The following is an 11,185-nucleotide window of genomic DNA, read 5'->3' as shown; positions in this document are numbered from 1 at the left end:
ACGGGAACGAAGTCGCGCTCGACCACACCCGTGTAGATCTGGCGCGGGCGGCCGATGCGGGAGCCCGGCTCCTTGATCATCTCGTGCCACTGGGCGATCCAGCCCGGCAGGCGGCCGAGGGCGAAGAGGACCGTGAACATCTCGGTCGGGAAGCCCATGGCCCGGTAGATGAGGCCGGTGTAGAAGTCGACGTTCGGGTAGAGGCTGCGCGAGACGAAGTAGTCGTCGGAGAGCGCGTGCTCCTCCAGCTTCAGGGCGATGTCCAGCAGCTCGTCGGACTTGCCGAGGGCCGAGAGGACGTCGTGCGCGGCGGCCTTGATGATCTTGGCGCGCGGGTCGAAGTTCTTGTAGACCCGGTGGCCGAAGCCCATCAGGCGGACGCCGTCCTCCTTGTTCTTCACCTTGCGGATGAAGGAGTCGACGTCGCCGCCGGAGGCCTGGATGCCCTCCAGCATCTCCAGGACGGACTGGTTGGCGCCGCCGTGCAGCGGGCCCCAGAGCGCGGAGATGCCGGCCGAGATCGACGCGAACATGTTCGCCTGCGACGAGCCGACCAGGCGGACCGTCGACGTCGAACAGTTCTGCTCGTGGTCCGCGTGCAGGATCAGGAGCTTGTCCAGGGCCGAGACGACGACGGGGTCGAGCTCGTAGTCCTGGGCCGGGACGGAGAACGTCATGCGCAGGAAGTTCTCGACGTAGCCGAGGTCGTTGCGCGGGTAGACGAACGGGTGGCCGACCGACTTCTTGTAGGCGTAGGCCGCGATCGTCGGAAGCTTGGCGAGCAGACGGATCGTGGAAAGGTTGCGCTGCTGCTCGTCGAACGGGTTGTGGCTGTCCTGGTAGAACGTGGACAGGGCCGAGACCACCGAGGACAGCATCGCCATCGGGTGCGCGTCGCGGGGGAAGCCCCGGTAGAAGTTCTTGACGTCCTCGTGCAGCAGGGTGTGCTGCGTGATGTCGTTCTTGAACACGGTGAGCTCGTCGACGGTCGGCAGCTCGCCGTTGATCAGCAGGTACGCCACCTCCAGGAAGGTGGAGCGCTCGGCGAGCTGCTCGATCGGGTAACCGCGGTACCGCAGGATCCCCGCCTCGCCGTCCAGGTAGGTGACGGCGGATTTATAGGCGGCGGTGTTGCCGTAGCCGCTGTCCAGGGTCACCAGACCGGTCTGGGCACGCAGCTTCCCGATGTCGAAGCCCTTGTCCCCGACGGTGCTGTCGATCACCGGGTAGGTGTACTCGTCGCCGTTGTACCGCAGTACTACAGAGTTGTCGCTCACGTCTTCCCTCACCGACTTGTGCCTCATCTTCGAGGTGCCCTGACTGTCTCTACCATCCCCCATTTGGCGCAGGAGAGTGCACTCGGGGTCGACCATTGGGCTTATCGGCGGCACTGAGTGCCGCCAACTTGCCCATCCTGCCCCCTCCGTCGAGCCACGGGAAGTGCTCTGTGACCTTCGCGACTCGTTTGATCGATCATTTTTCGTCGCAAGGAGGACGCGGCGTGCTTTTGGGTGGATCCGGGCGGCGCGGACGACGCCCCGGCCGGTTCCGCGGTCAGCCGCCCGCGAGCCTGAAGTCCAGCGCCGTGCAGCGCCGGCCGGCCGACACCGTGCGCACCGCCTGGGCTATCGCCCGGCGCGAACCGACGAGCACGACCAGCTGTTTCGCCCGGGTGACCGCCGTGTACAGCAGGTTCCGCTGAAGCATCATCCATGCTCCCGTGGTGACGGGGATCACCACGGCGGGATATTCACTCCCCTGGGAGCGGTGAATGGTGACGGCGTACGCGTGGGCCAGCTCGTCCAGTTCGTCGAACTCATAGGGGACCTCCTCGTCCTCGTCCGTCAGCACCGTGAGGCGCTGGTCCACCGGATCGAGCGAGGTGACCACGCCCACGGTGCCGTTGAAGACACCGTTCCTCCCCTTGTCGTAATTGTTGCGGACCTGCGTGACCTTGTCCCCCACGCGGAAGACCCGCCCGCCGAACCGCTTCTCGGGCAGGTCGGGGCGCCCCGGCGTGACGGCCTGCTGGAGCAGCCCGTTGAGGGTGCCCGCCCCCGCGGGTCCCCGGTGCATCGGCGCCAGCACCTGCACGTCCCGGCGCGGGTCGAGCCCGAACCTGGCCGGGATACGCCGTGCCGCCACGTCCACGGTGAGCCGGCCGGCCTCCTCGGTGTCGTCCTCGACGAAGAGGAAGAAGTCCTTCATGCCGTCGGTGACCGGATGCTGCCCGGCGTTGATGCGGTGCGCGTTGGTGACGACCCCCGACTGCTGTGCCTGCCGGAACACCCGGGTGAGCCGCACGGCCGGAACCGGACCGCCCTCCGCGAGGAGGTCGCGCAGCACCTCCCCCGCCCCGACGCTCGGCAGCTGGTCGACGTCCCCGACGAAGAGCAGATGCGCGCCCGGCGGCACGGCCTTCACCAGCTTGTTGGCCAGCAGCAGATCCAGCATCGACGCCTCGTCCACCACCACGAGGTCGGCGTCCAGCGGCCGTTCCCGGTCGTAGGCGGCGTCCCCGCCGGGCTTGAGTTCGAGCAGCCGGTGCACCGTGGACGCCTCGGCCCCGGTCAGCTCGGCCAGCCGCTTGGCCGCGCGGCCGGTCGGAGCGGCGAGCAGCACCTTGGCCTTCTTCGCGCGGGCCAGTTCGACGACGGAGCGCACCGTGAACGACTTGCCGCAGCCCGGCCCGCCCGTGAGCACGGCGACCTTCTCGCTCAGGGCGAGCCGCACCGCAGCCTCCTGCTCGGGGGCGAGTTCCGCGCCGGTGCGGGTCCTCAGCCAGGCGAGCGCCTTGTCCCAGTCGACGTCCCGGAAGCCGGGCATACGGTCCTCGTCGGTGCGCAGCAGCCTCAGGAGCTGGGCGGACAGGGAGAGTTCGGCGCGGTGGAAGGGGACGAGGTAGATCGCGGTGACCGGTCCGGCGTCGGGGTCCTGGCCGGGCACCTTCTCGCGTACGACACCGGGCTCCTCCCCGTCCGGGCCGGGCTCGGCCAGTTCCGCGAGGCACTCGATGACCAGGCCGGTGTCCACCTGGAGCAGCTTCACGGCGTCCGCGATCAGCCGCTCCTCGGGCAGATAGCAGTGGCCCTGGTCCGCCGACTGCGACAGCGCGTACTGGAGGCCCGCCTTGACGCGCTCGGGGCTGTCGTGCGGGATGCCGACCGACTGGGCGATCTTGTCGGCGGTGAGGAAGCCGATGCCCCAGACGTCGGCGGCGAGGCGGTAGGGCTGCTCCTTCACGACCGCGATCGAGGCGTCCCCGTACTTCTTGTAGATGCGCACGGCGATCGACGTCGACACCTCGACCGTCTGGAGGAACAGCATGACCTCTTTGATCGCCTTCTGTTCCTCCCACGCGTCGGCGATCTTCCTGGTGCGCTTCGGCCCGAGCCCCGGCACCTCGACGAGCCGCTTGGGCTCCTCCTCGATGATCCTCAGCGTGTCGGTGCCGAAGTGCTGGGTGATGCGGTCGGCGAAGACCGGCCCGATCCCCTTGACCAGGCCGGAGCCGAGGTAGCGGCGGATGCCCTGCACCGTGGCCGGCAGCACGGTCGTGTAGTTCTCCACGGTGAACTGCTTGCCGTACTGGGGGTGCGAGCCCCAGCGGCCCTCCATCCGCAGCGACTCCCCCACCTGGGCGCCGAGCAGCGCGCCGACGACCGTCAGCAGATCACCGGCTCCCCGGCCGGTGTCCACCCGCGCGACCGTGTAGCCGTTCTCCTCGTTGGCGTACGTGATTCTCTCCAACACGCCTTCGAGGACGGCGAGGCGCCGCTCGCCGGTGGGGTTCGCCGTGTCGTTGGGCATGGTCCGACGTTACCGGTGGGGTGTGACAGCGACACGCGCCTTCCGCGGCCGGGCGGGCGCGGCCGGCGCGCGGTCAGGCGTCGAGCTGGTGGTCGGCCCAGACGTAGGTGGCGGGCAGCAGGTCCCTGACGGGGACGGCACGGAGCTCCCCGCCCTCCTCCACGACGACCCGGAGCGAGGGGAAGTAGTCGAGCAGCACCTGGCGGCACCGCCCGCACGGGGGAACGACTCCCCGCTCGCGGTCGCCCACGGCCACGATCGTGTCGAGTTCGTAGACGCCCTGGGCGGCCGCCGTGCCGATGAGGACCAGTTCGGCGCAGGGGCCGCCGGTGAAGTGGTAGGCGTTCACCGCGGTGACGATGCGGCCGTCGCGGGCGCGGGCCGCGGCCGCCATGGTGTGGTTGTCTCCCCGGCAGCGGGTACGCGCCACCCGCGCGGCGGCCTCGACGAGTTCCTGGACGGCTTCGTGCAGCTGCTCGGTCATCCCCGCAGCGTAAGGGGCGTGCCGGGCCTGGTGTCGGCCGGGCACGCCCCTCTGCTTTCCCTCCCCTTTTCAGAACCCCCGCAGATCCCCCCAGATCTTCCCCCCAAGAGTCCTGACGCCCTCTACGACACCCGATGGCGGCGAATGGTTGCACGGAGACCGCCGAGACTCTCACCGGGCCGCATCCTTAGGATGGCGCGTGCTCAAGCAGTAGCCGTGCGGTACGCGTTGGGGGCGTGGCCATGCTGGTGAACGAGTACCGGACCGACACGGTGGCGGCCGGTGAGCGCTGGGACCTGTGGCAGGACATCGTCGCGCGCACCCATCTGCCGAACCTGCTGCGCAGCGAGCACGACGACGACTTCCGGGCCGTCATGCGCATCCTGACGCTGGGCGAGGTGCAGGTCGCGGAGATGGTCTTCCCGGACCTCGAAGTGGTGCGCACCGCAAAGGCGATACGGCGGTTCGACCCCGAGGTGTACCAGATCAACTGCCAGTTCAAGGGCACCGGTCGGGTCGCGCACAACGGACGGCATTCCCGCTTCGCGCCGGGCGACCTCGTGATCGTCGACAGCACCCTGCCGTACGAGGCCAAGCACACGGGCGGCCCGGACGCCGACTACGTGTGCGTCGTCGTGACCGTGCCGCGGGCGTTGCTCCCGCTGCCGCCGCGGACCTTACGCCAGGTGCTGGCCGTGCCGATCCCGGTCGGACGGGGCCTCGGCGGGGCCCTGTACCGCTGGCTGGCCGATCTGGCGTCGCACGCCGAGGAGTTCACCGAGGTGGACGCGGCGACGCTCGGCGGTGTGACGACCGACCTGCTCACCTCCGTGCTCGGCCAGGCGCTGGACGCCGAGGACACCATGAGCCCCGAGTCCCGGCGGCGGGCCCTGCACACCCGCGCCCTGGACTACATCGACCGCAACCTCGGCGATCCCGCCCTCTCGCCCGCCGGCGTCGCCGCCGCGCACCGGATCTCCGTGCGCCATCTCCATCAGCTGTTCGCCGAGGAAGGAGCCACCCCGGCGGCCTGGATCCGGCACCGGCGGCTGGAACACTGCCGCCGCGACCTCGCCGACCCCGGGCTGCGGTCGCGGCCCATCGCCGCGCTGGCCGCCCGGTGGGGCTTTCAGGACCCGGCCGCCTTCAGCCGCCAGTTCCGCCGCGCGTACGGCATGTCCCCCCGGGACTACCGGCATCACATGTGACGGCCAAGAACGACGCGATGCCACCGGAACGTGCAGAAATCGCCAAGATCCGTGCACTCATGGCCAATGAATTACCGCGCCTCGCGTGGCCATGCTTTTCCTCCGCACCACTTCTTCTCCGCAGGGGGAAGCAGGGGGGAAGCCGGTGTGCGACGTGCGCGGACGCTGCCGTGCGCACCGCACGCCACCGTACGGGGTGATGGACATGCGTGTGGGAATCACCGTCGAGAGCCGGACGAACGGGACCGGCATCCATGAACTGTGGCGCCGGCTGGCGACCGAGCCCGCCCTGCGCGGCCGGGTCCGGGTCGACAGCTCGCTCGTCCTGCCGCCGAGCGCGGCCGAGACGCGCCCACTGGTACTGCTGGTGGTGCTCGAACCGGGCGTGGTCACCGAGGCTTTCGCGGGCAGCGTGGTGGCATGGCTGGCCGCCCGCCGCGAGTGCACGGTGAACCTCACGCGTACCGACGGCACCCGGATCGTGCTGACCTCTTCGATCGTGCGCCGGTTCACCTTCCTGGAGCGGGCGGCGTTCGTCCGCGACCTCGGCACGGTCCTGGACGCGGCCGCCCGCGGCTCGGAGACGGACGGGGGCGACCGGGTGCGCTGAACTCGGGCGCGGGACAGGCCGGTTCAGCCGGTCACATGGCGTACGAAGCGTTCGGCCGTCTCCGCGAGGACCTCGCGGCCGTCCCGCGCCCAGAGCCCGTCGTTGAACAGTTCGACCTCGACCGGGCCGGTGTACCCGGCCCTCTCCACGTACCCGAGCCACTCGCGCATGTCGATCGAACCGTCCCCGAGCTGCCCCCGGCCGGTGAGCACGCCGTGCGGCAGCGGGGTCGTCCAGTCGGCGAGCTGGAAGGTGTGGATACGGCCGGCCGCGCCCGCGCGGTCGATCTGCGCGGGCGCGGTGTCGTCCCACCAGACGTGGTACGTGTCCACGGTGACGCCCACCTGCCGGGCGGGGAACCGTTCGGCGAGGTCGAGGGCCTGCCCGAGGGTGGAGACGACACAGCGGTCGGCCGCGTACATGGGATGCAGCGGCTCGACGGCCAGGCGTACGCCGTGCTGTTCGGCGTACGGCCCCAGCTCGGCGAGCGCGTCGGCGATCCGCTCCCGGGCGCCGTGCAGGTCCTTCGATCCGGCGGGCAGTCCGCCGGAGACCAGGACGAGCGTGTCCGTACCCAGGGCGGCCGCCTCGTCCACCGCGCGGCGGTTGTCGTCCAGGGCGCGGGACCGCTCCGCCGGGTCGATCGCCGTCAGGAAGCCGCCCCGGCACAGGGTCGTGACGGTCAGCCCGGCGTCACGGACGAGCTTCGCCGTCGCCACCAGGCCGTACTCCTGGACGGGTTCGCGCCACAGGCCGACGTTCCCGACGCCCAGGTCGAGGCAGGCGGCGGTGAGTTCGGGGAGGGACAGTTGCCTGACCGTCATCTGGTTGACCGAGAACCGCGTCAGGCCGCTCACTGCTCCACCCCCTGCACGGCCAGCAGGCACTTCATGCGCTCCTCCGCGAGCTTCGGGTCGGGGAACAGGCCCAGGGAGTCGGCGAGTTCGTAGGCGCGGGCGAGGTGCGGCAGGGAGCGGGCCGACTGAAGTCCGCCGACCATGGTGAAGTGGCTCTGGTGGCCCGCCAGCCAGGCGAGGAACACCACGCCCGTCTTGTAGAAGCGGGTCGGGGACCGGAAGAGATGACGGGACAACTCGACGGTGGGATCGAGGAGTTCACGGAAGCCCGCCGCGTCCCCCGTGTCCAGCACCCGGACCGCCTCGGCGGCCAGCGGGCCGAGCGGGTCGAAGATGCCGAGGAGGGCGTGGCTGAAGCCCTGCCCGTCGCCCGCGATCAGCTCGGGGTAGTGGAAGTCGTCGCCGGTGTAGCAGCGCACCCCGTCCGGGAGGCGCCGACGCAGGTCGATCTCCCGCCGCGCGTCGAGCAGCGAGACCTTGACGCCGTCGACCTTGTCCGGATGGGCGGCGATGACCTCCAGGAACGTGGCGGTCGCCGCGTCCAGGTCCGTCGAGCCCCAGTAGCCCTCCAGCGCCGGGTCGAACATCGGGCCGAGCCAGTGCAGGATCACCGGCTCGGCGGCCTGCCGGAGGAGGTGGCCGTAGACCTCCAGGTAGTCCTCGGGTCCGGCCGCGGCGGCGGTGAGCGCGCGGGAGGCCATCAGGATCGCCTGTGCCCCGCTCTCCTCGACGACCGCGAGCTGCTCCTCGTAGGCCGCGCGGACCTCGGCGAGGGTGCCCGCGGCGAGCTGGTCGGTGCCCGTGCCGCAGGCGATGCGGCCGCCGCACGCCCTGGCCTCGGCGGCGCTGCGGCGGATGAGCTCGGCCGCGCCCGCCCACTGAAGGCCCATCCCGCGCTGGGCGGTGTCCATCGCCTCGGCCACCCCGAGCCCGTGCGACCACAGATGGCGGCGGAAGGCGAGCGTGGCGTCCCAGTCGACGGCGGCGGGCGAGTCGGGCGTGGTGTCCGCGTACGGGTCGGCGACGACATGCGCCGCCGAGAAGACCGTACGGGAGGCGAGCGGCGCGCCGGGGCGCACGGTGAGAGGCTCGGTGCGCGGCTCGTAGAGGCGCAGGGCGCCCGTGGCGTCGGGCAGTCGGATGCTCACAGCGCGATCTCCGGTACGTCGAGGCGGCGGCCCTCGGCCGAGGACCTCAGCCCCAGTTCGGCGAGCTGGACGCCACGGGCGCCGGCCAGCAGGTCCCATTGGTAGGGGGCGTCGGTGTGGACGTGCCGGAGGAACAGCTCCCACTGGGCCTTGAAGCCGTTGTCGAAGTCCTGGTTGTCCGGGACCTCCTGCCACTGGCCGCGGAAGGCCTCCGTGGCGGGGAGGTCCGGGTTCCACACCGGCTTGGGGGTCGCCGAGCGGTGCTGGACGCGGCAGGTGCGCAGCCCGGCGACGGCCGAGCCCTCGGTGCCGTCGACCTGGAACTCGACCAGTTCGTCGCGGTTCACGCGCACCGCCCAGGAGGAGTTGATCTGCGCGACGGCGCCGCCCTCGAGCTCGAAGATCCCGTACGCGGCGTCGTCGGCGGTGGCGTCGTAGGGCTTGCCGTCCTCGTCCCAGCGCTGCGGGACGTGCGTGGCGGTGAGGGCCTGCACGGAGGTGACGCGGCCGAACAGCTCGTGCAGGACGTACTCCCAGTGCGGGAACATGTCGACGACGATGCCGCCGCCGTCCTCCGTCCGGTAGTTCCAGCTCGGGCGCTGGGCCACCTGCCAGTCGCCCTCGAAGACCCAGTAGCCGAACTCCCCGCGCACGGACAGGACGCGGCCGAAGAAGCCGCCGTCGATCAGCCGCTTCAGCTTCAGCAGGCCCGGCAGGAACAGCTTGTCCTGGACGACGCCGTGCTTGACGCCCTTCTCCCGCGCCAGCCGGGCCAGTTCGAGGGCGCCGGCCAGGCCGGTGGCGGTGGGCTTCTCGGTGTAGACGTGCTTGCCCGCGGCGATCGCCTTCCTGATCGCCTCCTCACGGGCGGAGGTGACCTGGGCGTCGAAGTAGATCTCCACGGCGTCGTCGGCGAGGACGGCGTCCAGGTCGGTCGAGACGAGCCGCGGGTCCAGGCCGTGGCGCTCGGCCAGCGCCCTCAGCGCGTGCTCGCGGCGGCCTACCAGGAACGGCTCGGGCCACAGCACGGTTCCGTCGCCGAGGTCGAGTCCGCCCTGCTCGCGCAGGGCCAGGACGGAGCGGACCAGGTGCTGGCGGTAGCCCATGCGCCCGGTCACTCCGTTCATGGCGATACGCACCGTCTTGCGTGTCACGTCGTTCCCTTCGTCGGCGTCGCACGGGCCTGCCGGGTCGCCCGGACAGCGGGGGCGCGAGCCCCGCGGAACGCCGGGGCGTCCGCGCCCGCGCGCATCCGTCGTCTGCCGAGTCATCACAGCAAGCGCGTACAGCAAGCGCTTTCTATGTGCAGAGAAGCTAGCCTCTGATCAGCGGTCGGACAAGGCCGCGACGGTCTCGATTCGTTCGAGGGGGCGAACATCCGGGGCGAGGCGCCGTAAGGTCTGCTCGCAACCGGCCGCCCTTCTCCGCGGTGGCCGGTGTACGAGGACGTACGAGCACGTACGACACATGCGCGACCGGAGGACTACGAGATGACGGTGACCCTGGCGGACGTGGCGGCCCGCGCCCAGGTCTCGCCCGCGACGGTGTCGCGCGTACTGAACGGCAACTACCCCGTCGCCGCCTCCACCCGGGAGCGGGTGCTCAAGGCGGTCGACGAGCTCGACTACGTCCTCAACGGTCCCGCGAGCGCGCTCGCCGCGGCCACCTCGGACCTGGTCGGCATACTCGTCAACGACATCGCCGACCCGTTCTTCGGGATCATGGCCGGGGCGATCCAGTCGGAGATCGGCGGCCCCGGTGGCCGGGCGGGCGGCGAGCGGCTGGCCGTCGTGTGCAACACGGGCGGATCACCCGAGCGCGAGCTGACCTATCTGACGCTGCTCCAGCGGCAGCGGGCCGCGGCCGTGGTGCTGACCGGAGGCGCGGTGGAGGACGCCCCGCACGCGGAGGCCGTCGCGGTGAAGCTGCGCAAACTGGCCGAGGCCGGGACGCGGGTGGTGCTGTGCGGGCGGCCGCAGGTGCCCGGCACCCACGCCGTGACACTGGCCTTCGACAACCGCGGCGGCGCCCAGCGGCTCACCGACCACCTGCTCACCCTCGGCCACCGCCGGCTCGGTTACATCGCGGGCCCGGAGGAGCGCACCACCACCCGGCACCGGCTGGAGGGCCATCGCGCCGCGCTGGCGGCGGCGGGCGTCACCGACGACCCCGCCTGGACCGTCCACGGCCGCTACGACCGGCAGTCCGGCTACGACGCCACCCTCGAACTCCTGCGCAGGGACCCGACGCTGACCGCCGTGGTCGCCGCCAACGACTCCGTCGCGCTCGGCGCGTGCGCGGCCCTGCGGGAGTCCGGACTGAGCATCCCGCGGGACGTGTCCGTGGCGGGGTTCGACGATCTGCCGTTCAGCGTGGACGCGGTACCGGCGCTCACGACCGTACGGCTGCCGCTGGCCGAGGCGGGGGCCCGGGCCGGACGCATCGCGATGGGCCGGGAGGAGCCGCCGCCGGGTGGGATCGCGGCGGTGCGGGGGGAGTTGGTGGTGCGGGGGTCGACGGGGGTGCCCAAGGGCTGAGCGGGGGTGGGGGTTGGGGTCTTTCGGGAGTCCTTCGGGGCTTTTGAGGGCCTCTCTGGGGGCTGCTCGGGGGCTCCTCGGCGGCGTGCGGCGCCTCGGGGTCGGGGGGTCGAGGGGATCAGGGGGGCGGGGGTGTCACTGCGCGGCGCGTTCCGCGGCGCTGCGCTCCACGCAGAACTCGTTGCCCTCGGGGTCGGTCAGGGTCACCCAGCCGGTGCCGTCGGGGCGGCGGTGGTCGCCCTGGATCTTCGCGCCGAGGGCGAGAAGGCGGTCGACCTCCGCGTCGCGGCTGCGGTCCTGGGGCTGGAGGTCCCAGTGGACCCGGTTCTTCACGGACCTGGCGTCGTCGACGCGGACGAAGAGCAGGGTGGCCGTGGACGTGGTGACCGTGGCTTCGGGGTCGCCCGGGTTGTCGTCCTCGGCGAGCCTGCCGTCCAGGGCCTGGGCCCACCAGGAGGCGAGGGTGAAGGCGTCCGTGCAGTCGACGGTGATGTGCCGGATGAGTGAGGTCATGGGGTCACCGGATCACGG

The 11,185-nt window shown here is 71.3% G+C and carries 10 protein-coding genes; 3 read left to right on the top strand and 7 right to left on the bottom strand.

Annotated elements, in window-relative coordinates:
• From ACZ6SQ_RS10355 to ACZ6SQ_RS10345, 3 genes are all read right to left on the bottom strand, one after another.
• Positions 1–1,277 (bottom strand): citrate synthase (locus tag ACZ6SQ_RS10355; protein WP_469558969.1); only part of this gene is annotated, 1,277 nt, incomplete at its 3' end.
• Between the two features lie 277 nt (positions 1,278–1,554).
• Positions 1,555–3,810, bottom strand: a complete 2,256-nt coding sequence (recD2, locus tag ACZ6SQ_RS10350) for an SF1B family DNA helicase RecD2 (RefSeq protein ID WP_469558966.1) — start codon at positions 3,808–3,810, stop codon at positions 1,555–1,557.
• A 73-nt stretch (positions 3,811–3,883) separates the two neighbouring features.
• Positions 3,884–4,294 carry a cytidine/deoxycytidylate deaminase family protein gene (locus tag ACZ6SQ_RS10345; RefSeq protein ID WP_469558963.1) on the bottom strand — a complete coding sequence of 137 codons (411 nt, stop codon included), beginning with the start codon at positions 4,292–4,294 and terminating at the stop codon, positions 3,884–3,886.
• 242 nt (positions 4,295–4,536) lie between these two features.
• On the opposite strand from ACZ6SQ_RS10345, the gene ACZ6SQ_RS10340 reads away from it, so the two are divergent.
• Together ACZ6SQ_RS10340 and ACZ6SQ_RS10335 are read left to right on the top strand one after the other, a co-directional pair.
• Positions 4,537–5,502, top strand: coding sequence for an AraC-like ligand-binding domain-containing protein (locus ACZ6SQ_RS10340; protein ID WP_469559583.1), 966 nt, complete (start codon positions 4,537–4,539; stop codon positions 5,500–5,502).
• A gap of 205 nt (positions 5,503–5,707) precedes the next feature.
• Positions 5,708–6,112 carry an effector-associated constant component EACC1 gene (locus ACZ6SQ_RS10335; protein WP_469558960.1) on the top strand — a complete coding sequence of 135 codons (405 nt, stop codon included), beginning with the start codon at positions 5,708–5,710 and terminating at the stop codon, positions 6,110–6,112.
• Between the two features lie 23 nt (positions 6,113–6,135).
• Here the strand turns inward: ACZ6SQ_RS10335 and ACZ6SQ_RS10330 are convergent, their stop codons facing one another.
• The 3 genes from ACZ6SQ_RS10330 to ACZ6SQ_RS10320 are packed head-to-tail and all read right to left on the bottom strand — an operon-like array spanning position 6,136 to position 9,271.
• Positions 6,136–6,936 carry a sugar phosphate isomerase/epimerase family protein gene (locus ACZ6SQ_RS10330; RefSeq protein WP_469559580.1) on the bottom strand — a complete coding sequence of 267 codons (801 nt, stop codon included), beginning with the start codon at positions 6,934–6,936 and terminating at the stop codon, positions 6,136–6,138.
• A 29-nt stretch (positions 6,937–6,965) separates the two neighbouring features.
• On the bottom strand, positions 6,966–8,117 hold the full coding sequence (locus ACZ6SQ_RS10325; RefSeq protein ID WP_469558958.1) for a dihydrodipicolinate synthase family protein: 1,152 nt from the start codon (positions 8,115–8,117) through the stop codon (positions 6,966–6,968).
• Complete coding sequence (locus tag ACZ6SQ_RS10320; protein ID WP_469558955.1) at positions 8,114–9,271, bottom strand: Gfo/Idh/MocA family protein; 1,158 nt, start codon at positions 9,269–9,271, stop codon at positions 8,114–8,116. The genes ACZ6SQ_RS10325 and ACZ6SQ_RS10320 overlap by 4 nt, the downstream gene beginning before the upstream one ends.
• Positions 9,272–9,607: 336 nt before the next feature.
• Between ACZ6SQ_RS10320 and ACZ6SQ_RS10315 the strand changes: the two genes are divergently transcribed.
• Complete coding sequence (locus ACZ6SQ_RS10315; RefSeq protein WP_469558952.1) at positions 9,608–10,654, top strand: LacI family DNA-binding transcriptional regulator; 1,047 nt, start codon at positions 9,608–9,610, stop codon at positions 10,652–10,654.
• Positions 10,655–10,789: 135 nt separating this feature from the next.
• Here ACZ6SQ_RS10315 and ACZ6SQ_RS10310 read toward each other — a convergent pair whose 3' ends face one another.
• Positions 10,790–11,167 (bottom strand): VOC family protein, encoded by a 378-nt coding sequence (locus tag ACZ6SQ_RS10310; RefSeq protein WP_469558948.1) that lies wholly within the window; start codon positions 11,165–11,167, stop codon positions 10,790–10,792.
• Positions 11,168–11,185: the final 18 nt, after the last annotated feature.

The organism is Streptomyces sp. NPDC048600 (genome assembly GCF_055587025.1).
This window is presented reverse-complemented; position numbering and strand designations above follow the sequence as displayed.